Genomic DNA, 19,911 nt, shown 5'->3' with positions numbered 1-19,911 from the left:
AGCGGCATACCATCGACCACAGAGCTCGCACACTGCATGATCGTGGCAGACGCCATCGACCGAAGGGACCACGTGGACGAGAGCGGCGACAGCGGGCGCCCGCAGCCCGGCGGCGGGGGAACCGACCCCGGCACCGAACCCGGCAAGGGCGGACCGCGACGGCCCGCGGATCCCGGCGGCGGCCTCCTGATGGGCCGCCCCTTCGGCGTGCCTGTGTACGTGGCGCCCAGCTGGTTCGTCGTCGCCGCGCTGATCACCTGGGTCTTCGGCGGCCAGCTCGACCGCGTCCTGCCCGGCCTCGGCGGAGCCCGCTACCTCGTCGCGCTCTTCTTCGCGATCGCGTTCTACGCGTCCGTGCTCGTCCACGAACTCGCCCACACCGTCGCAGCCCTGCACTACAAGCTGCCGGTCCGCCGCATCCAGCTCCAGTTCTTCGGCGGCGTCTCCGAGATCGAGAAGGAATCCGAGACCCCGGGCCGGGAGTTCGTCCTCGCCTTCGTGGGCCCGCTGCTCTCGCTCGTCCTCGGCGGCCTCTTCTACATCCCCCTCCAGTTCGTCGAGGCGGGGACCATCCCCGGCGTGCTCCTCGCCGGACTGATGATCTCCAACCTCATCGTCGCCGCCTTCAACCTGCTGCCCGGCCTGCCGCTCGACGGCGGACGCATGCTCCGCGCCGTGGTCTGGAAGATCACGGGCAAGCCGATGAGCGGCACCATCGCCGCCGCGTGGGTCGGCCGTGGCCTGGCCGTCGCCGTCCTCGTAGGCCTTCCGCTGCTCACCCACACCGGCGCCCTCGGCAACGCCACCAGCGAGATCAGCGGCTTCGAGACCGTGACCGACGCCCTGCTCGCCGCGATCCTCGCCGGGATCATCTGGACCGGCGCGGGCAACAGCCTGCGCATGGCCCGGCTGCGCGAACACCTCCCTGACCTGCGGGCCCGCACCCTCACCCGGCGGGCCGTCCCCGTCGAGTCCGCCACCCCGCTCTCCGAGGCGCTCCGCCGTGCCAACGAGGCGGGCGCCCGGGCGCTCGTCGTCGTCGACGGACTGGGCAACCCCAAGGGCGTCGTCCGCGAGGCGGCCATCGTCGGAGTCCCCGAGCACCGCCGGCCCTGGGTGGCCGTCAGCGGCCTCGCGCAGGACCTCACCGACGGCATGAAGGTCCCCGCCGAGCTCGCGGGCGAAGCACTCCTGGACCGGCTCAAGGCCACACCGGCCACCGAGTACCTGGTGGTCGAGGACACCGGAGAGATCTACGGCGTCCTGTCCACCGTCGACGTCGAACGCGCCTTCGTCGCCGCCATGGCCCGGCCCTCGTCCTGACCCGCCGCCCGGCCCGCGCCCGGGGGACCCCGCAAGGGAGGCCGCCGAAATACCGGTAGGCTGGTCACATGTCCGAACCGACCGGTGCCGCCCGCCGTCGCGGCCCATTCAAAGTCGGGGACCAGGTCCAGCTCACCGACCCCAAGGGACGCCACTACACCTTCACGCTCGAGGCCGGAAAGAACTTCCACACCCACAAGGGTTCTTTCCCGCACGACGAGCTGATCGGTGCTCCCGAGGGCAGTGTTGTCCGTACCACGGGAAACGTCGCCTACCTCGCGCTGCGCCCCCTGCTCCCCGACTACGTCCTGTCCATGCCCCGCGGCGCCGCCGTGGTCTACCCCAAGGACGCGGGGCAGATCCTCGCCTTCGGCGACATCTTCCCCGGCGCCCGCGTCGTGGAAGCCGGCGTCGGCTCCGGAGCGCTCAGCACCTTCCTGCTGCGCGCCATCGGTGAGCAGGGCATGCTGCACTCCTACGAGCGCCGCGAGGACTTCGCCGAAATCGCCCAGCAGAACGTCGAGCGCTACTTCGGCTCCCCGCACCCCGCCTGGCAGCTCACCGTCGGCGACCTCCAGGACAACCTGTCGGACACCGACGTCGACCGTGTCGTCCTGGACATGCTCGCCCCGTGGGAATGCCTGGAGGCCGTCTCCAAGGCCCTCGTTCCCGGCGGCATCCTCTGCGCGTACGTCGCGACGACCACCCAGCTCTCGCGTACCGTCGAATCCATCCGCGAGATCGGCTGCTTCGCCGAACCGCAGCCGTGGGAGTCGATGATCCGCAACTGGCACGTCGAAGGCCTGGCCGTCCGTCCCGACCACCGGATGATCGGGCACACGGGATTCCTCGTCACCGCCCGACGGCTCGCGGACGGCGTCGAGGCGCCGCTGCGCCGCCGCCGCCCCTCCAAGGGCGCGTACGGCGAGGACTACAGCGGTCCCGGCAGCCGGAGCGGATCCGCCGCCACCGGCGACTGACACCCGGTCCGGGCCCCGGCCCGACGGCCACCGATCCCCACCACAACACACAGGCGCCGCCGCCGAGTTCCCCGGACCGACCCGGGGCCTCGGCGGCGGCGCCTGCCGTCGCCCGCGGCCGGGCAGGATCGACCCCGCCGTTCCCCTCCGGTGTGAGGTGTGGCACGATGCTGGCCACCCCGCCCGCCGACATCCGCTCGGCACCGCCTGTCCAGGCACCCATGAAGCACAGGAGACATACCGCGTGCAGACCTCCGCGCTCCCGGACCTCGCGCACACCGACACCAAGCCGGTGCACTGGCTCGCCACGGCCGCGGCCATGGCAGCCGTCGTCGCGGCCGCGGGACTGCTCCAGCCCGACGGGGCCACCGCGACGGCCTCGGCGTCCGAGCACCGCACCGGCGCCGCACCGGCCGCCGCACCCGATCCGGCCGGTGTCGTCTTTCCCTTCGACTGTAGCGGCGCCGGGCAGACCGTGGCCGACAAGGCTCCCGGGGACCTCGACGGCGACGGCAGGCCCGAGACCGTCGTGGTCGTCCGCTGCGCCGCCGGCTCCGGCACACCGCCCAGCGGCGTCTACGTCCTGACACAGGCGAGCGGGGGCCCACCCCGGGTCGTCGCCACCCTGGTGGACCCCGCTCAGAAGCTGACGGTCACCGACTTCGCCGTCCGTGACGGCCGGATCTCGGCGACCCTGCTGGGCTACTCCTCGGCCGCTGTGCCGCGGTGCTGTCCCGACGAGGAGGAGAGCGCCGTCTGGCGGTGGAAGGGCAACGCCTTCGTCAGGTCGGCGCCGGCGGGGGAAGCCGCGACGGGCGCCTGAGGCGGTTACGCCGCGTCGGGTCCGAAGACTTCCACGTTGTCCGCGACGCGACGTACGTGAATGCAGTCGCCGGGGCATTCCTTGGCCGAATCCACCACGTCCTGGAGGAGCGGCAGCGGCACCGGGGTGGTGGCGCCCTTGTCCTGGAGGAGCTCGTCCTGCGAGCTCTTCACGTACGCCAGACCGTCGATGTCCAGCTCGAACACCTCGGGTGCGTACTGGACGCAGATGCCGTCGCCCGTACAGAGGTCCTGGTCGATCCAGACCTCCAAGTCCTGCGTGTCACCGTTGCCCGGAGCGTCCTGCCGCACGGTCATGTGCCCTGCCGTTTCCTGCGTATCTGAACCCATTGAAGCCAGCCCTGACGGGTGTTGGACGCTTCGACGATACAACCGGCGGCTTCCCGATGCCGAAGGGTGGGTATTCCCTTGGCGTGAGGGAGGGCGCAAGGGTGAAGATCGGACACACCCCCGGGACTTTGTGATCTAGGGGTTTCAATCATCACCCACGCAGGTAGGGTCAGGAAGCGTCCAGCTCCCCTTGGAGGAGGTGAGGACCGTGGCAGCCCACGACGACGACATCAACCACGGCATCCGGCCCGTGCGGGGGTCAGAAGACCCAGCCGGCCAGGTTGCCTATCTCGAGCAGGAAATCGCCGTCCTGCGACGTAAGCTCGCCGACTCTCCGCGTCATTCGAGGATTCTCGAAGAGCGGATCGTCGAGCTGCAGACCAACCTGGCAGGCGTGTCCGCGCAGAACGAGCGGCTCGCCAGTACGCTCCGCGAGGCCCGCGACCAGATCGTGGCCCTCAAGGAGGAGGTCGACCGGCTTGCCCAGCCACCGGCCGGCTTCGGTGTCTTTCTGCAGGCCAACGAGGACGGCACCTGCGACATCTTCACCGGGGGCCGCAAGCTCCGGGTGAACGTCAGTCCCAGTGTCGAGCTCGAGGGCCTCCGGCGAGGCCAGGAAGTGATGCTCAACGAAGCGCTCAACGTGGTCGAGGCCATGGAATTCGAGCGGGCCGGGGACATCGTCACCCTCAAGGAGATCCTCGAGGACGGCGAGCGCGCCCTGGTCATCGGGCACACCGACGAGGAACGGGTGGTACGGCTCGCCGAGCCGTTGTTGGACATCACCATCCGGCCCGGTGACGCCCTCCTGCTCGAACCCAGGTCCGGCTACGTCTACGAAGTGGTACCGAAGAGCGAGGTCGAGGAGCTCGTCCTCGAAGAGGTCCCGGACATCGACTACAACAAGATCGGCGGTCTGGGCGACCAGATCGAGCTGATCCGCGACGCGGTCGAGCTTCCCTATCTCCACCCGGACCTCTTCAAGGAGCACGAACTGCGCCCGCCGAAGGGCATCCTGCTCTACGGTCCGCCCGGCTGCGGCAAGACACTCATCGCCAAGGCCGTGGCCAACTCGCTGGCCAAGAAGGTCGCCGAGGTCACCGGACAGCCCGCGGGGAAGAGCTACTTCCTCAACATCAAGGGCCCCGAGCTCCTCAACAAGTACGTCGGCGAGACCGAGCGGCACATCCGCCTCGTCTTCCAGCGTGCCCGGGAGAAGGCGAGCGAGGGAACCCCCGTCATCGTCTTCTTCGACGAGATGGAATCCCTCTTCCGCACCCGTGGTTCCGGTGTCAGCTCGGACGTGGAGAACACCATCGTCCCCCAGCTGCTCGCCGAGATCGACGGTGTGGAGGGCCTGGAGAACGTCATCGTCATCGGCGCTTCCAACCGCGAGGACATGATCGACCCCGCGATCCTGCGGCCCGGCCGTCTCGATGTGAAGATCAAGATCGAGCGCCCGGACGCGGAGGCCGCGAAGGACATCTTCGCCAAGTACCTCACGCCTTCGCTGCCGCTGCACGCGGACGACCTGGCCGAGCACAGCGGCTCGAAGGAAGCCGCCGCCCACGCCATGATCCAGTCCGTCGTGGAGCGGATGTACACGGAATCCGAGGAGAACCGCTTCCTCGAGGTCACCTACGCCAACGGCGACAAGGAAGTCCTGTACTTCAAGGACTTCAACTCCGGAGCGATGATTCAGAACATCGTGGACCGGGCGAAGAAAATGGCCATCAAGGCATTTCTCGAGCAGCGCCAGAAGGGCCTGCGCGTCTCCCATCTCCTCCAGGCCTGCGTGGACGAGTTCAAGGAGAACGAGGACCTGCCCAACACCACCAACCCGGACGACTGGGCCAGGATTTCCGGAAAGAAGGGCGAGCGGATCGTGTTCATCCGCACTCTCGTCACCGGAAAGCAGGGCGCGGACTCCGGTCGTTCCATCGACACGGTGGCGAATACCGGACAGTACCTGTAAGACGCAGACCGGCTGCGGATCCCCGGCAGGGTATCCGCAGCCGGCCGTTTTCCCGGCAGGTCCGGCCACACCCGAACAATGACGCAATTGATCTCCCCACCGGCGCAGAGGCGCTCTAGGCTCTGTCGTACCGCCGAGTCGCGCAGTGCGGGGACGGGCACCGCACGCGTACCGGACCAGCAGCGGTACTTAGGCGGCGCTCCCGGACGGGAGTACCGCCGGGCAAGGAGGGCCGCATGACCGTACGGCGAGTGATGGGCATCGAGACGGAGTACGGGATCTCCGTCCCCGGTCAACCCAACGCCAATGCCATGCTCACCTCGTCCCAGATCGTCAACGCCTACGCGGCGGCGATGCACCGGGCGCGCCGCGCCCGCTGGGACTTCGAGGAGGAGAATCCGCTGCGTGACGCGCGAGGCTTCGACCTCGCCCGCGAGACCGCCGACTCCAGCCAGCTCACCGACGAGGACATCGGCCTCGCCAATGTCATCCTCACCAACGGTGCGCGGCTGTACGTCGACCACGCGCACCCCGAATACAGCTCACCGGAGATCACGAACCCGCTCGACGCGGTGCTCTGGGACAAGGCCGGCGAACGTGTGATGGCGGAGGCCGCGGAGCGGGCCGCCATGATCCCCGGCGCCCAGCCGATCCACCTCTACAAGAACAACACCGACAACAAGGGCGCGTCCTACGGCACGCACGAGAACTACCTGATGAAGCGGGAAACGCCCTTCTCCGACATCGTGCGCCATCTGACCCCGTTCTTCGTCTCCCGCCAGGTCGTCACCGGCGCCGGCCGGGTCGGTATCGGCCAGGACGGCCGTGAGCACGGTTTCCAGATCAGTCAGCGCGCGGACTACTTCGAGGTCGAGGTGGGCCTGGAGACCACGCTCAAGCGCCCCATCATCAACACCCGCGACGAACCGCACTCCGACGCCGAGAAGTACCGCAGGCTGCACGTGATCATCGGCGACGCGAACCTCTCCGAGATCTCGACCTATCTGAAGCTGGGCACGACCTCGCTGGTCCTCGCCATGATCGAGGACGGCTTCATCAACGTCGACCTCGCGGTCGACCAGCCGGTGCGCACCCTGCACCAGGTCTCGCACGACCCGACCCTGGGGCAGCTCGTCACGCTCCGCAGCGGGCGGACACTCACCGCGGTACAACTGCAGATGGAGTACTTCGAGCTGGGCCGCAAATACGTCGAGGAGCGGTACGGGTCGGACGCCGACGAGCAGACCAGGGACGTCCTGGCCCGCTGGGAGGACACCCTGAACCGCTTGGAGAACGATCCGATGAGCCTCGCGGGCGAGCTCGACTGGGTCGCCAAGAAGGAGCTCATGGAGGGCTACCGGCGCAGGGACGGCCTGGACTGGGACGCCCCGCGCCTGCACCTGGTGGACCTCCAGTACGCCGACGTCCGGGCCGGCAAGGGCCTGTACAACCGCCTGGCGGCCCGCGGGAAGATGAAGCGCCTGCTCGACGAGAACGACGTCGAGCGGGCCCGTACGAAGCCGCCCGAGGACACCAGGGCCTATTTCCGGGGCCGCTGCCTGGAGCAGTACGCGGACGACGTCGCGGCGGCCTCCTGGGACTCGGTCATCTTCGATCTGCCCGACCGTGACTCGCTGCAACGGGTTCCCACGATGGAGCCGCTGCGCGGGACCCGTGAGCACGTCAAGGACCTCCTGGACCGCTGCCGTACCGCGGAAGAGCTGGTCCGGACGCTGTCCGGGGGCTGAAAAGGCCCTCGGCAGGGAATCAATCAGGAGACCTCCGGACGTTGAGACAAGTACCGGGCCAATGTCGGACCCCGTAGGTAGGGTCTGATCACGTGCTTCGAACCGAGCGGGGTGAGCTACATGGCGACCAAGGACACCGGCGGCGGACAGCAGAAGGCAACACGCTCCACCGAGGGGACCGAGGAGCAGGCGCAGGAGGCGCAGGGCTCCGAGGACCTCAAGGAGCGACAGGAGAAGCTGAGCGACGACGTCGACGACGTCCTGGACGAGATCGACGACGTGCTCGAGGCCAATGCCGAGGACTTCGTTCGTTCCTTCGTCCAGAAGGGCGGCGAGTAACAGCCGGATCCCCGATCCGGACCGCTCGCCGGCAGCCCTTGTGCCGTCGGCGGAGACTCCCGCGGGATGTTCGCGCACACGCCGGGCATCCCGCGGCAGTGCTTCTCACCCAGGACCATGTTGATCACCGTCACCAGGCGGGTAGGGTCCGTGGCGTACTGCTTCAACTGCAATTCGGCCATCGGCAAGTTGGGGGATGATCCTGACACCTTGCGCAGGGCCATCGCATACCTGGAGGGAAACGCGTGGAAGCCAACACTCGTAGCACCGGGCGTCTACCAGCTGCCTTCCTGACGCCGGGTTCGTCCTCGTTCATGGACTTCCTGTCCGACCAGTCACCCTCGATGCTCCCCGGCAACCGCAGCCTGCCGCCGCTGCAGGGCGCCATCGAGGCGCCGCACGGGACGACCATCGTCGCGGCCTCGTTCCCCGGCGGGGTGGTGCTCGCCGGTGACCGGCGGGCGACCATGGGGAACATGATCGCGCAGCGCGACATCGAGAAGGTGTTCCCGGCCGACGAGTACTCGGCGGTGGGGATCGCCGGTACGGCCGGTCTCGCCGTGGAGATGGTCAAGCTGTTCCAGCTGGAGCTGGAGCACTTCGAGAAGGTCGAGGGTGCCACGCTCTCCCTGGAGGGCAAGGCCAACCGTCTCTCCACGATGATCCGCAGCAATCTGGCGATGGCCATGCAGGGTCTGGCGGTCGTGCCGCTGTTCGCGGGGTACGACGTCGACCGCGGGAAGGGCCGGATCTTCTCGTACGACGTCACCGGCGGGCGTTCCGAGGAACACGGTTACGCGGCCACCGGCTCCGGTTCCATCTTCGCCCGTGGATCGATGAAGAAGCTGTTCCGCGAGGACCTGACGGAGGAGCAGACGCTCACCCTGGTCGTGCAGGCGCTGTACGACGCGGCCGACGACGACTCGGCGACCGGTGGCCCGGACGTGGCCCGCCGGATCTACCCGATCGTCACCGTCATCACCGACGAGGGCTTCCGGAAGCTGGACGACACGGAATCCTCCGAGATCGCACGCTCGATCCTGGAGCGCCGCCTCGAGCAGCCCGACGGCCCGCGCGCCGCGCTGCTCTGACCGGACCCGATGCTTCCCCGATGCACTCGTCACTGACAGAAAGGGACGGATAGCCGGTGTCGACGCCGTTCTATGTCTCACCTCAGCAGGCCATGGCCGACCGGGCGGAATACGCCCGGAAGGGCATCGCCCGTGGTCGCAGCCTGGTTGTGCTGCAGTTCGCCGACGGCATTGTGTTCGTCGGTGAGAACCCGTCCCGCGCGCTGCACAAGTTCAGCGAGATCTACGACCGGATCGGCTTCGCAGCCGCCGGCAAGTACAACGAGTACGAGAACCTCCGCATCGGCGGTGTGCGCTACGCCGATCTGCGCGGGTACACCTACGACCGTGACGATGTGACGGCCCGTGGACTGGCCAACGTCTACGCGCAGACGCTCGGCACCATCTTCTCCAGCGCGGCCGAGAAGCCGTACGAGGTGGAGCTGGTGGTCGCCGAGGTCGGCGCGGGACCGGAGGGTGACCAGATCTACCGGCTGCCGCACGACGGCTCGATCGTGGACGAGCACGGCTCGGTCGCGGTCGGCGGGAACGCGGAACAGATCAGCAACTTCCTGGATCAGCGCCACCGCGACGGGATGTCGCTCGCGGAGGCCCTGAAGCTGGCCGTGCAGGCGCTCTCCAGGGAGGCCAACGGCAACGAGCGGGAGATTCCCGCCGAGCGGCTCGAGGTCGCGGTCCTGGACCGCACGAGGCCGCAGCAGCGCAAGTTCAAGCGGATCGTCGGGCGGCAGCTGGCCCGGCTGCTGGACGCGGACGGTGCGGGGGCGACGCCCACGGACGCCCCGTCCGACACGGAGGAAGCCGACACCCCGGCGACCGGAACACCGGCAACCGGAACACCGGGCACCGACACCCCGGCCTCGGGTGCCGACGGGACCACGCAGGAGTAGCCCGTCCCGGATGGGTTCGATCCGGAGCCCCCGGCCGCCCACGCGGCCGGGGGCACCGTCACGAGGCGGGCGGGGGCGCGGTGGACCCGCGTACCACCAGGTGGACGGGAAGGCCGGCCTGCTCCGCCGGGCGGCCGTCCAGGACGGCCAGCAGGGCCGTCATGCCCCGTTCGCCCACCTGCTCGGCCGGCAGCCGCACCGTGGTGAGCTCGGGTTCCACCGCCGTGGCGAGGGCCAGGTCGTCGAAGCCGGTCACCGAGATGTCGCCGGGCACCCGCAGCCCCCGCCTGCGGACGGCCTTGCAGGCGCCGGCGGCCAGGATGTCGTCGTCGCAGACGATCGCCGTCGGCGGCGGACCGGGGGAGGCCAGGACGGCTTCGGCGGCCTCGCGCCCCGCCCGCACGTCGAGCGGGGCCGCCACCCGGTGGACGGTGGTACCGGGAACGCTCCGCACGGCTTCGGCGAGGGCCCGGGCGCGCACCGCGAAGGTCCAGGTGTCCACGGCGGAGGCCAGATGGACGAAGCGGCGGTGGCCCAGGCCCAGCAGATGCTCCGCCACCTGGCGCATGCCGTCCGCGATCTCCAGGTTCACCCGGGCAGCCGGGCCGGGGTCCTGCGGATCGCTGTCCAGCATCACCAGCGGCAGGTCCGCACTCCGCAGCGCCCCCAGCGCGTCCGCCGCCATGGACGAGGCGATCACCCCGTCGAGCGCCGCGCGGGCGGAGGCGAACGGGTCCCTGGCCGGACCCGTCCCGTCGGGCGACGGGTAGAGCACCACGCCGAAGTCGTGCTCCGCCGCGACGGCGGCGGCGCCGGTGTAGACCCGGGCGAAGAACTCGTTGGTGAGCGCGGGCACGACGAGGAGGGCGGTACGGGTGCGGCCCAGCCGCAGGCTGCGGGCGGCCAGATTCGGCCGGTAGCCGAGCTCCCGGGCGCTGCCGCGTACCCGCTCCGCGGTCGCCGCGGAGACCCTTCCGCGCCATTTTCCGCCGAGCACGAGCGAGACGGTGGCCTGGGAGACACCTGCGGCCCGAGCCACGTCGCGGCTGGTGGGCCGGGGTGGGGCCGGCTGCTGCGCGCTGCTCACTCGTGCCTCCGTGCTGGGCGTGCCAGATGCCGTGGGATGGACTCGCGGACTGCGCACATGGTACGTATGAAGGCTGAAGTTATACGTAAAACTTCGGGGGTGCGACGCCACCGGACGAGAGGGGCGGACATGGCCGCGGGATATCTGGACATCCTCCGGACGCGGCATGCCGCCCGGCTGCTGGCGGGAACGCTGGTGGGGCGCCTGCCGAACGGCACGGCCCACATCGCGATCGTCCTGTTCACCCGGGCCGAAGGCGGCAGCTACACGCTGGCCGGCGCCCTGGCCGCCGCGTACGGCCTGGCCACGGCCGTGGGGCAGCCCCTGCTGGGCAGGGCCGTGGACCTGTACGGACAGCCGCGCATCCAGCTCCCCGCCGCCGTGCTCTCCGCGCTCGGCATGGCGGCGCTCGCCGTGGTGGGCCTCGACGCACTCCTGCCCGCCTACGCGGCGGTGATCGTGGCGGGCGTCTTCACGCCACCGCTGGAGGGGGGCCTGAGGGCCCTGTGGCCGACGGTCCTCGGCCGCGAGGACCGGGTGCACCGGGCGTACGCCATGGACGCCGTGGCCCAGGAGGTCATGTTCACGTTGGGGCCGCTGCTCGTGACGGTCCTGGTCTCCCTCTGGTCGCCGGCCGTCGCGCTCCTGGTGATCAACGCCATAGGCGTCCTCGGCGCGCTCTGGGTGGTGCTCTCCGAGCCCTCCCGCACCTGGCGCTCCGCCCCTCGCGAGGCGCACTGGCTGGGCGCGCTGCGCTCGCCGGGACTGCTGGCCCTCCTGGGGGCGTTCTTCTTCGTCGGGCTCGCGCTCGGCTCGATCACGGTCGCGGGCGTCGCCTACGCCGACGACCACGGCCGGGAGTCCGTGTACGGCTGGCTGATGGCGGCGCTCGGGCTCGGCGCGCTGATCGGTGGCGCGGCCTACGGGGCGCGGCAGTGGGCCGGGGCGCCCGAGAAGCGGCTGCGGGTCATCGTCGCGCTGCTCGCTCTGGGCTACCTGCCGTTGACGCTGACCCCCGGCGTGCCCGCGATGACCGCGCTGGCCGCCCTGGCGGGGGTGTTCCTGGCCCCGGCGATCGCCTGCTCCTTCATCGTCGTGGACCGGCACGCCCCGCGGGGCACCGTGACCGAGGCGTTCTCCTGGCTCGTGACGACGTTCGGGGTGGGCGCGGCGGCCGGAACGGCGGTGGCCGGCCCGGCCGTCGAGCTCGGCGGAACGGCGTGGAGTTTCGCCGTCGCGGGGGCCGGGGGAGTGGCCGCACTGCTGGTTCTGCTGGCGACCGGAAGGGTCCTCGCAGTTCCCGTGCGCGGGCCCGAGGTCGTGGCCGGATCGGAAAATGATCGAAACGGTGCTGCCGAACCCGGTTTCAGCTCAGGCCATAAGGCGTAATGTTCAGTCATGGACCGCCGCATTTTCGGGCTGGAGAACGAGTACGGCGTCACGTGCACGTTCAGGGGACAGCGCCGACTGTCACCTGATGAAGTGGCGCGCTACCTCTTCCGCCGTGTTGTGTCATGGGGCCGCAGCAGCAATGTCTTTCTGCGGAACGGCGCCCGCCTGTACCTCGATGTGGGATCGCATCCGGAATACGCGACACCCGAATGCGACAACGTGACCGAACTGGTCACGCACGACAAGGCAGGCGAACGCATTCTCGAAGGCCTGCTCGTCGACGCCGAACGCCGCCTGCACGAGGAGGGAATCGCGGGCGACGTCTACCTCTTCAAGAACAACACCGACTCGGCGGGGAACTCCTACGGGTGCCACGAGAACTACCTCGTGGCCCGGCACGGAGAATTCTCCCGGCTCGCGGACATCCTCATTCCGTTCCTCGTCACCCGGCAGTTGATCTGCGGTGCCGGCAAGGTGCTGCAGACCCCGCGCGGAGCGGTCTACTGCGTGAGCCAGCGTGCCGAGCACATCTGGGAGGGCGTCAGCTCCGCGACGACGCGTTCCCGTCCCATCATCAACACCAGGGACGAGCCGCACGCCGACGCGGAGCGCTACCGCCGCCTCCACGTCATCGTCGGCGACTCCAACATGTCCGAGACGACCATGCTGCTCAAGGTCGGCGCGACCGACCTGGTGCTCCGCATGATCGAGGCGGGCACGGTGATGCGCGACCTGACCCTGGAGAACCCGATCCGGGCCATCCGCGAGGTCAGCCACGACATCACCGGGCAGCGCAAGGTGCGACTCGCCAGCGGCCGTGAGGCCTCGGCCGTCGAGGTCCAGCGCGAGTACTACGAGAAGGCCGTCGACTTCGTCGAGCGCCGGGGCATCCGCACCGGAACGGTCGACCAGGTGCTCGAACTGTGGGGACGCACCCTGGACGCCATCGAGGCCGAGGACCTCGACCGGATCGACACCGAGATCGACTGGGTCATGAAGTACAAGCTCATCGAGCGGTACCGGGCCAAGCACAACATGACCATGTCGAACCCGAGGGTCGCCCAGATAGACCTCGCCTACCACGACATCCACCGGCGGCGCGGGCTCTACTACCTGCTGGAGCGCAAGGGGCAGGCCGCCCGCATCTGCAACGACCTGAAGATCTTCGAGGGCAAGTCCGTGCCCCCGCAGACGACCAGGGCGCGACTGCGCGGTGACTTCATCCGCAGGGCCCAGGAGCAGCGCCGGGACTTCACCGTCGACTGGGTCCACCTCAAGCTCAACGACCAGGCGCAGCGCACCGTGCTGTGCAAGGACCCGTTCCGCTCCGTCGACGAGCGGGTGGAGAAGCTCATCGCGGGCATGTGACCGGACAGGACATGTCCCGCCGCGGATGCGACCGGGCCCCGTACGTTCCTCGTACGGGGCCCTTCGCTCGGCCTAGAGTGTCGGGGACCCATTCACGTGCCGTCTGAGATCTGAGGAACCAGTGCGCCGACTTGCCGGCCTTCTCGTCGTCCCCCTTCTGCTGCTGTCCACCGCGGCATGCGGCGACGACAAGGCCTCCGACTCCGCCTCGTCCAAGAACGGCGTTCCCGCGATCACCGCGGGGGCCGAGTTCGGCGAGAAGCCCACCCTGGCCAAGGGTGAGGGCGACCCACCCAAGGAGCTGAAGACCGAAGTCATCAGTGAGGGTGACGGTGCGAAGCTCAAGAACGGCGACGCGATCCAGGTCAACTACCTCGGCCAGTCGTGGGACTCCACGAAGCCGTTCGACAACAGCTTCGACCGCAAGCAGCCCTTCGATCTGACGCTCGGTGCGGGCATGGTCATCCAGGGCTGGGACAAGGGCCTCGTCGGCCAGAAGGTCGGCAGCCGCGTCCAGCTGGTCATCCCGCCGGACCTCGGTTACGGCGAGCAGGGTCAGGGCGACATCAAGCCCAACGCCACCCTCGTCTTCGTCGTCGACGTGGTGAAGGCGACGCAGGTCCCGAAGTCCGCCGAGGGCGCCGAGGTCGCCCAGGACAACATCGACCTGCCGAAGGTCGGGACGAACACCGACGGCAAGGCGCCGAAGGTCACGTTCCCCAAGGCCGACCCGCCCAAGAAGCTCGTCTCCAGCTACGTCCTGGAATCCGACGGGGACGTCATCAAGGAGACCGACAGCGTCGTCGTGAACTACGAGGCCTTCCTGTGGAAGGGCGGCAAGAAGTTCGACAGCACCTACGACACGGGCAAGACCGCGACCTTCCCGCTGGCCCAGATCACGGTCAAGGGCCTGAAGAACGGTCTCGCCGGCAAGAAGGTCGGCAGCCGCGTGCTGCTCGTCATCCCGCCGGACCAGGCTTTCGGTGACGAGGCGCAGCAGAGCATCCCCGCCAAGTCGACGCTCGTGTGGGCCGTGGACATCCTGACGAAGATGTAAGACTGTCCAGGTTGCCCCGTTCATCATTTAGAGGAGCAGTTCAGTGAGCATCGAGAAGCCCGAGATCGACTTCCCGGGTGGCGAGCCGCCGGTCGACCTGGAGATCAAGGACATCTGGGAAGGCGACGGAGCGGTCGCCGAGAAGGGCCAGACCGTGTCCGTCCACTACGTCGGTGTGGCGTACTCCACCGGCGAGGAGTTCGACGCCTCGTGGAACCGCGGCACCCCGCTGCAGTTCCAGCTCGGTGCCGGTCAGGTCATCGCGGGCTGGGACCAGGGTGTCCAGGGCATGAAGGTCGGCGGACGCCGTCAGCTGACCATCCCCGCGCGCCTCGCCTACGGCGACCGCGGCGCGGGCGGCGGCGTCATCGCCCCGGGTGAGACGCTGATCTTCGTCTGTGACCTGGTCGCCGTCTGATCCGCCCGGTGTCAGGAGCGAGGGCCCGTGCCGCGAGGTACGGGCCCTCGCTTTGGTCCGGACACCCCGGAGCGGTACGGTCGACGGTCGTGGAGCACGTAGAGAAAGGGCGTCGATGGCGATTGCCAAGGCCGAACGGCTGATGAACCTGGCACTGTGTCTGCTGGGTACCCGGCGCCCGCTCAGCAAACGTGAACTCCGCGGGTCCATCGAGGCCTATCTCGAAGCGGGTTCCGACGAATCCTTCAACCGGATGTTCGAGCGCGACAAGGACGACCTGCGCGAACTCGGCCTGGTCATCGAAACCGTGGAGAACCTGGACGGGGACACCGGCTACCTCGCGCGCCGCGACAGCAACCGGCTGCCCCCCATCACGCTGGACGCCGAGGAGGCCGCGGCGCTAGGGCTGGCCGCGAAGGTCTGGCAGCAGGCCCGGCTGGCCGGGGCCGCCAGTGGCGCACTGCAGAAGCTGCGGGCGGCGGGCATGCCGGAGGCCGAGGACGCCTACGAGGTGCACAGCGCCCTCGAACCCCGGATCCCCGTCCACGAAGCAGCCTTCGAGCCGCTGATGCTCGCCTGCCGGGACCGCCGCCCCGTCACCTTCGACTACCGCAAGGCCAACGCCGCCCGCCCCGAGCAGCGCCAGGTGGAGCCCTGGACGCTCGAGTGCTGGCGCGGCCACTGGTATCTGGCCGGCTGGGACCGGGACCGGGGGGCCGAGCGGGTCTTCCGGCTGTCCCGGATCTCCGGGCGCGTCCGCTCCCGCGCCGGAGCGTTCACGGCCCAGGTGCCCGATGTGGTCACCGTCCGCGAGACCGTGGAGAGCTGGGCGGGGGAGACCGCGACCAGGACCGCCCGGATCAGGCTGCGGGCCGGGTCCGGCTACCCGCTGCGCTCCCGCGCGACAGCCGTACGGGACCTCGGCGACGGCTGGGACGAGTTGGAGATTCCGTACGGACACGGACTGGACGCCTGGCTCGTCGAGTTCGGACCGGACGTCGTCGTGACGGAACCCGCCGATCTGCGGGCCGATGTGATGGACCGGCTGCGCGCCGTGGCCAAGGACTGAAGGGAACCGCCACTCGTGGCCACGAACGCGATCGACCAGACCCGGCGGATGCTCTCCCTGGTGACCTATCTCCGTGAGCGCCCCGGCGCCCACGTCCAGGACGTCGCCCGCGCCTTCGGCATCACCGAGGACGAGCTGATCTCCGACCTCGACGTGCTTCCCATGTGCGGGACCAGCTTCCGCGGTGGTGACCTGCTCGACATCGACACCGACGGTGACCGGATCTGGTGGCACAACCCGGACGACGTCGCGGAGCCGCTGCGGCTGGCCGCTGACGAGGCCACCGCGCTTCTCGTGGCGGCCCGTGCGGTGGCCACGCTGCCCGGACTGCGCGAGAGCGACCGGCAGGCGCTGGTGCGCGCCACGGCGAAGCTGGAGACCGCGGCCGGTGAGGTGGGGGCCGCGAGTTCACGGCTCTCGGTCACCTTCGAGTCCGAGGGCGGGGTCTTCGCCGATGTCGACCGGGCGATCTCCGAGCGGCGCAGGCTCTGGCTGCGCTACTACTCGCCCGCGCGCGACGAGCTCACCGAGCGCGAGGTGGACCCGATCCGGCTGTTCGCCGTCGGCCACACGTACATGGAGGGCTGGTGCCGGCTCACCGAGGCGCGGCGTACGTTCCGGCTCGACCGGGTCGCCGAGATCCGGCTCCTCGACGCCCCGTCGGCACCGCCGGAGCTCGAACTGCGCGACCTGTCCGAGGGACTGGTGCAGCCGGCGGCCGAGGACCCGGAGGTCGTGGTCGAGGTGGGACCCGGGGGCAGATGGGTCGCCGAGTACTACCCGCACGACAGTGCCGAGGAACTGCCCGACGGGGGCATGCGGATCACCCTCCGTACCCCCGACCCGGCCTCGCTGCGCCGGCTCGCTCTGCGGCTGGGCGGGGAAGGCCGCATCACGGCTCCGCAGGACCTCGCGCACAGCGCCCGGCTGGCGGCGCGTGAGGCGCTGGCCGCCTACGACGATGCGCTCTGAGAGGGGGCCCGCGGTGCGCCGGGGAGACAGAAGTCACATGACGGTGATATCGGGTGAACGCGGCATTCGGGGTGGGTCGGCACCCGTCCCGGTGCCCGCGGCCGTGCGGTTCAGGGCCGCGTGCCCGGACTGCCGGGGGCGGTTCGAGCTCGCGGCGGGCGCCCTGCGCCTCGCCGTAGGCGCCAGCCGGCGCACGACCTTCTACACCTTCACCTGCCCCGAGTGCGGCGCCGCGGTCCGCAAGCCGGCCGGGGAACGCATCGTCGAGCTCCTCACCGGCGGCGGAGTGCGGACGCTACGCCTCCACGCCGCCCTGCGGTAGCGCACGCAGACCGCCCCACAGCAACGACAAGACATCGAGGCACCGTCCATGTTCTGGCCCATGCTCGCCATCGCCCTGGGATTCCTCGGCCTGGCCGTGCTCGGCGTCCTGGCCGTCAAGGTCTTCGTCGAGGCGCAACGGCTCGGCAGGCAGGTCGCCGCGACCACACAGCGGATCAATCGAGCGGCAGAGGATCTCGAACGAGCGGCCACCGGCCTCGCGGAGACCGGGGAGGCCCTGCGGTAGAAGGGGAGCGCCCTCCTGATCCAGGGGTTCGGAGGGTACGCTGCTGAGGTCGGCCCAGGCAGGGAGGTGCGGGCCGCAAGCGGGAGTACGCACGGGCATTGCCTCGCGTTTACCCCTGCGGGTTACGATCGCTGCCAGCGCGAAGGTCGGACGTATGTCCGGCCGAACGGGTAGCGAGCCCACCCTCCAGCCGCCTCAGTGAGAAGGAAGTCGCACATGATCGGCAATCTGAAGCCCCTCGAGATCGTTCTGATCATCGCTGTCATCCTGCTGCTCTTCGGTGCCAAGAAGCTTCCTGACATGGCGCGTTCGCTCGGCAAGTCGGCCCGCATCCTCAAGAGCGAGGCCAAGGCCATGAAGAAGGACGACGCGGAGCCCGCGACGCCCACCACGGAGACCGTCGCGGACACCGCTCCGCCGGCGACCCCCGCCCGTACCATCCAGGCCGCTCCCGGGGACGTCACCAGCTCCCGCCCCGTCAGCGAGGCCAAGCCCACCACCCAGAGCTGACAGCTGACCCGCTCCACCGACAGCTGCCGCACGAGACGAGGGAAGTGGGTTGCTCAAGTCTGCCCGCAAGCAGGAGAAGGACGACGAGGGGCGGATGCCCCTCCTCGATCACCTGCGTGAGCTGCGCAACCGACTGCTGAAGTCGGTACTTGCCATCGTGGTCGCCGTGATCGCGGCAGCGTTCTTCCAGAAGGAAATCTTCGAGTTCCTGATGAAGCCGATCCTGGACTCGGTCGGCTGCAAGAACGGCGCCGTGACCATGGTCAACGGCAGGCCGTGCGCGGAGATGACCACCAACGGTCTGCTGTCGCCCTTCACCATCGCGCTGAAGGTGTCCCTGATGGCGGGTGTGCTGATGGCCACTCCTGTCTGGCTGTACCAGCTGTGGGCGTTCGTCGCCCCGGGCCTGCACAAGCAGGAGAAGCGCTACTCGATGGCCTTCGTGGCCGCGGGGGTTCCGCTCTTCCTCGCCGGTGCCTACCTGGCCTACACGATCCTGCCGCAGACCGCCGAGATCATGCTCGGCTTCACGCCCGACAACGTGAAGAACCTGCTGCCCCTCGACGACTTCCTGGACCTGATCACCCGCATGGTGATCGTCTTCGGACTGGCCTTCGAGCTGCCGCTGCTGCTCATCCTGCTCAACATGACCGGTGCTCTGTCCGGTGCCCGCATGCTGCGCTGGTGGCGCGGGATGCTCGTCGGCCTCACCGCGTTCGCGGCCGTCGCGACGCCGGGCGGCGAGCCCATCTCGATGCTCCTGCTGGCGGGCCCGCTCGCGGTGCTGTACTTCCTCGCCGTCGGTTTCTCCCTGCTCAACGACAAGCGCAGGAAGCGCCGCAACCCCGATGCCGAGCTCGACGACGACGAGGCGTCGAAGCTGGACCTCACGCCCGAGCACGTCGGCGCGGTCGAGGGTGTCACCGCTTCCCGGGCAGCCCTGCCCGAGCAGGCGAGCGGCGAGTCCGACGGCGCCCGGTCCCACCGGCTCAACGGTTACGACGACATCACCTGACCTTGTAGGGTCTCCCCAGACTTCGTCCAGGGGGACCCCCAGTGACCAGCGAGATCACTCTTTTCGTCAATCCCATCGCAGGCCGCGGCCGGGGCGCGCGAGCCGCGCAGCCGGCCGCTTCCGCGTTGCGGGACGCAGGCTTCTCCGTGCGCACGGTGCTCGGCGAGGACGCCGCCGACGCCCTCCGCCGGGCCCGCGAGGCCGTCGCCGGCGGGACCGGCGCACTGATAGCCGTGGGCGGGGACGGCCTGATGTCCCTCGCCCTGCAGGCCGTCGCCGGAACGGGTACACCACTGGGTGCCGTGGCCGTCGGCACCGGCAACGACTTCGCCCGCGCGCTCGGCCTGCCGATCCGCGATCCGGCCGCGGCGGGACGGCTGGCCGCCGAGGTGCTCAAGGCGGGGACGGCGCGCGGCATCGACCTCGGCCGGGCCGGCGGGCGCTGGTTCGGCTCCGTGCTCGCCTCCGGGTTCGACTCACGGGTCAACGACCGGGGGAACCGGATGCGCTGGGCCGGCGGACGGTTCAGGTACGACCTGGCGATCCTCGCCGAGCTGGCGGCCTTCCGCCCCATCCCGTACCGCGTCCGGCTGGGCGACGGTCCGGTGCGCGAGATCGAGGCGACGCTGATCGCCGTGGGCAACGGCTCCACCTACGGCGGCGGCATGCGGATCTGCGCCGACGCCGTCATGGACGACGGGCTCTTCGACGTGACCGTGGTCGGCGACTGCAGCCGGACCACGCTGCTCAAGGTCTTCCCCCAGGTGTACAGGGGGACTCATCTCGGCCACCCCGCGGTCAGCGTGCACCGGGTCCCGTCCGTCGAGCTGGCCGCGGCGGGTGTCACCGCGTACGCGGACGGTGAACCGCTGGGCGCGCTGCCGCTCACGGCGACCTGTGTACCCGACGCCGTGCGGGTCCTCGCACCGTGAAACA

21 protein-coding genes and 1 pseudogene are annotated in these 19,911 nt (G+C 69.6%); 20 read left to right on the top strand and 2 right to left on the bottom strand.

The annotated features are described in order from the left end of the window. The first annotated feature begins 72 nt into the window (after positions 1-72). The 3 genes from AB0F38_RS17820 to AB0F38_RS17810 all read left to right on the top strand — a co-directional run bounded on the left by AB0F38_RS17820 (position 73) and on the right by AB0F38_RS17810 (position 3,126). Positions 73-1,323: a site-2 protease family protein gene (locus tag AB0F38_RS17820; RefSeq protein ID WP_361893647.1), complete on the top strand. Its 1,251-nt coding sequence runs from the start codon at positions 73-75 to the stop codon at positions 1,321-1,323. A gap of 68 nt (positions 1,324-1,391) precedes the next feature. After that, the gene (locus AB0F38_RS17815) at positions 1,392-2,303 is read left to right on the top strand and encodes a tRNA (adenine-N1)-methyltransferase (protein ID WP_361893554.1); all 912 of its coding nucleotides are present in this window, start codon (positions 1,392-1,394) and stop codon (positions 2,301-2,303) included. 244 nt (positions 2,304-2,547) lie between these two features. After that, entirely contained in the window at positions 2,548-3,126 is a 579-nt protein-coding gene (locus AB0F38_RS17810; protein ID WP_361893551.1) for a hypothetical protein, read from the top strand. 5 nt (positions 3,127-3,131) lie between these two features. Here AB0F38_RS17810 and AB0F38_RS17805 read toward each other — a convergent pair whose 3' ends face one another. Then, a complete protein-coding gene (locus AB0F38_RS17805) occupies positions 3,132-3,443 on the bottom strand; it encodes a ferredoxin (RefSeq protein ID WP_361893548.1) in 312 nt (103 codons plus the stop codon). Positions 3,444-3,684: 241 nt separating this feature from the next. Between AB0F38_RS17805 and arc the strand changes: the two genes are divergently transcribed. The 6 genes and pseudogenes from arc to prcA all read left to right on the top strand — a co-directional run bounded on the left by arc (position 3,685) and on the right by prcA (position 9,519). Further along, the gene (gene arc, locus AB0F38_RS17800; RefSeq protein WP_361893546.1) at positions 3,685-5,451 is read left to right on the top strand and encodes a proteasome ATPase; all 1,767 of its coding nucleotides are present in this window, start codon (positions 3,685-3,687) and stop codon (positions 5,449-5,451) included. A 236-nt stretch (positions 5,452-5,687) separates the two neighbouring features. Next, complete coding sequence (gene dop, locus AB0F38_RS17795) at positions 5,688-7,199, top strand: depupylase/deamidase Dop (protein ID WP_361893543.1); 1,512 nt, start codon at positions 5,688-5,690, stop codon at positions 7,197-7,199. Positions 7,200-7,319: 120 nt separating this feature from the next. Further along, positions 7,320-7,538, top strand: coding sequence for a ubiquitin-like protein Pup (locus tag AB0F38_RS17790; protein ID WP_266776883.1), 219 nt, complete (start codon positions 7,320-7,322; stop codon positions 7,536-7,538). Positions 7,539-7,654: 116 nt separating this feature from the next. Next, a pseudogene (locus AB0F38_RS17785) lies at positions 7,655-7,832 on the top strand (endonuclease domain-containing protein); the annotation flags it as partial. After that, complete coding sequence (gene prcB / locus AB0F38_RS17780; protein ID WP_361893540.1) at positions 7,784-8,629, top strand: proteasome subunit beta; 846 nt, start codon at positions 7,784-7,786, stop codon at positions 8,627-8,629. The pseudogene AB0F38_RS17785 and the gene prcB, both read left to right, overlap by 49 nt. Positions 8,630-8,685: 56 nt before the next feature. After that, a complete protein-coding gene (prcA, locus tag AB0F38_RS17775) occupies positions 8,686-9,519 on the top strand; it encodes a proteasome subunit alpha (protein WP_361893537.1) in 834 nt (277 codons plus the stop codon). Between the two features lie 58 nt (positions 9,520-9,577). Here prcA and AB0F38_RS17770 read toward each other — a convergent pair whose 3' ends face one another. After that, positions 9,578-10,606: a LacI family DNA-binding transcriptional regulator gene (locus AB0F38_RS17770; RefSeq protein ID WP_361893534.1), complete on the bottom strand. Its 1,029-nt coding sequence runs from the start codon at positions 10,604-10,606 to the stop codon at positions 9,578-9,580. Positions 10,607-10,735: 129 nt separating this feature from the next. Between AB0F38_RS17770 and AB0F38_RS17765 the strand changes: the two genes are divergently transcribed. The 11 genes from AB0F38_RS17765 (at position 10,736) to AB0F38_RS17715 (ending at position 19,907) form a co-directional block, all read left to right on the top strand. Continuing rightward, a complete protein-coding gene (locus AB0F38_RS17765; RefSeq protein WP_361893532.1) occupies positions 10,736-11,995 on the top strand; it encodes an MFS transporter in 1,260 nt (419 codons plus the stop codon). A gap of 9 nt (positions 11,996-12,004) precedes the next feature. After that, positions 12,005-13,366, top strand: a complete 1,362-nt coding sequence (pafA, locus tag AB0F38_RS17760) for a Pup--protein ligase (RefSeq protein WP_361893529.1) — start codon at positions 12,005-12,007, stop codon at positions 13,364-13,366. 121 nt (positions 13,367-13,487) lie between these two features. Beyond that, positions 13,488-14,423, top strand: a complete 936-nt coding sequence (locus AB0F38_RS17755) for an FKBP-type peptidyl-prolyl cis-trans isomerase (protein ID WP_361893526.1) — start codon at positions 13,488-13,490, stop codon at positions 14,421-14,423. 43 nt (positions 14,424-14,466) lie between these two features. After that, positions 14,467-14,841 (top strand): FKBP-type peptidyl-prolyl cis-trans isomerase, encoded by a 375-nt coding sequence (locus AB0F38_RS17750; RefSeq protein ID WP_361893523.1) that lies wholly within the window; start codon positions 14,467-14,469, stop codon positions 14,839-14,841. 115 nt (positions 14,842-14,956) lie between these two features. Next, positions 14,957-15,910, top strand: coding sequence for a WYL domain-containing protein (locus AB0F38_RS17745; protein ID WP_361893520.1), 954 nt, complete (start codon positions 14,957-14,959; stop codon positions 15,908-15,910). A gap of 15 nt (positions 15,911-15,925) precedes the next feature. Continuing rightward, positions 15,926-16,882 (top strand): WYL domain-containing protein, encoded by a 957-nt coding sequence (locus AB0F38_RS17740; protein WP_361893517.1) that lies wholly within the window; start codon positions 15,926-15,928, stop codon positions 16,880-16,882. Between the two features lie 37 nt (positions 16,883-16,919). Further along, positions 16,920-17,204 carry a hypothetical protein gene (locus AB0F38_RS17735; RefSeq protein WP_361893514.1) on the top strand — a complete coding sequence of 95 codons (285 nt, stop codon included), beginning with the start codon at positions 16,920-16,922 and terminating at the stop codon, positions 17,202-17,204. A gap of 48 nt (positions 17,205-17,252) precedes the next feature. Continuing rightward, positions 17,253-17,450 (top strand): hypothetical protein, encoded by a 198-nt coding sequence (locus AB0F38_RS17730; protein ID WP_056786540.1) that lies wholly within the window; start codon positions 17,253-17,255, stop codon positions 17,448-17,450. Between the two features lie 216 nt (positions 17,451-17,666). Continuing rightward, on the top strand, positions 17,667-17,960 hold the full coding sequence (gene tatA, locus AB0F38_RS17725) for a Sec-independent protein translocase subunit TatA (RefSeq protein WP_361893511.1): 294 nt from the start codon (positions 17,667-17,669) through the stop codon (positions 17,958-17,960). Positions 17,961-18,009: 49 nt separating this feature from the next. After that, positions 18,010-18,975 (top strand): twin-arginine translocase subunit TatC, encoded by a 966-nt coding sequence (tatC, locus tag AB0F38_RS17720; RefSeq protein ID WP_361893509.1) that lies wholly within the window; start codon positions 18,010-18,012, stop codon positions 18,973-18,975. 41 nt (positions 18,976-19,016) lie between these two features. Then, positions 19,017-19,907 (top strand): diacylglycerol kinase, encoded by an 891-nt coding sequence (locus AB0F38_RS17715; RefSeq protein WP_361893506.1) that lies wholly within the window; start codon positions 19,017-19,019, stop codon positions 19,905-19,907. Positions 19,908-19,911 lie beyond the last annotated feature (4 nt).

This window comes from Streptomyces sp. NPDC025273, assembly GCF_040638585.1.
In the GTDB taxonomy this organism is placed as follows: domain Bacteria; phylum Actinomycetota; class Actinomycetes; order Streptomycetales; family Streptomycetaceae; genus Streptomyces; species Streptomyces cinereorectus.
This window is presented reverse-complemented; position numbering and strand designations above follow the sequence as displayed.

Excerpts from the sequence above, each read along its gene's own strand:
- AB0F38_RS17815 (WP_361893554.1), top strand. The coding sequence starts at position 1,392 with ATGTCCGAACCGACCGGTGCCGCCCGCCGTCGCGGCCCATTCAAAGTC.
- AB0F38_RS17805 (WP_361893548.1), bottom strand. The coding sequence starts at position 3,443 with ATGACCGTGCGGCAGGACGCTCCGGGCAACGGTGACACGCAGGACTTG.
- dop (WP_361893543.1), top strand. The coding sequence starts at position 5,688 with ATGACCGTACGGCGAGTGATGGGCATCGAGACGGAGTACGGGATCTCC.
- AB0F38_RS17790 (WP_266776883.1), top strand. The coding sequence starts at position 7,320 with ATGGCGACCAAGGACACCGGCGGCGGACAGCAGAAGGCAACACGCTCC.
- AB0F38_RS17765 (WP_361893532.1), top strand. The coding sequence starts at position 10,736 with ATGGCCGCGGGATATCTGGACATCCTCCGGACGCGGCATGCCGCCCGG.
- pafA (WP_361893529.1), top strand. The coding sequence starts at position 12,005 with ATGGACCGCCGCATTTTCGGGCTGGAGAACGAGTACGGCGTCACGTGC.
- AB0F38_RS17745 (WP_361893520.1), top strand. The coding sequence starts at position 14,957 with ATGGCGATTGCCAAGGCCGAACGGCTGATGAACCTGGCACTGTGTCTG.
- AB0F38_RS17735 (WP_361893514.1), top strand. The coding sequence starts at position 16,920 with ATGACGGTGATATCGGGTGAACGCGGCATTCGGGGTGGGTCGGCACCC.
- AB0F38_RS17730 (WP_056786540.1), top strand. The coding sequence starts at position 17,253 with ATGTTCTGGCCCATGCTCGCCATCGCCCTGGGATTCCTCGGCCTGGCC.
- tatA (WP_361893511.1), top strand. The coding sequence starts at position 17,667 with ATGATCGGCAATCTGAAGCCCCTCGAGATCGTTCTGATCATCGCTGTC.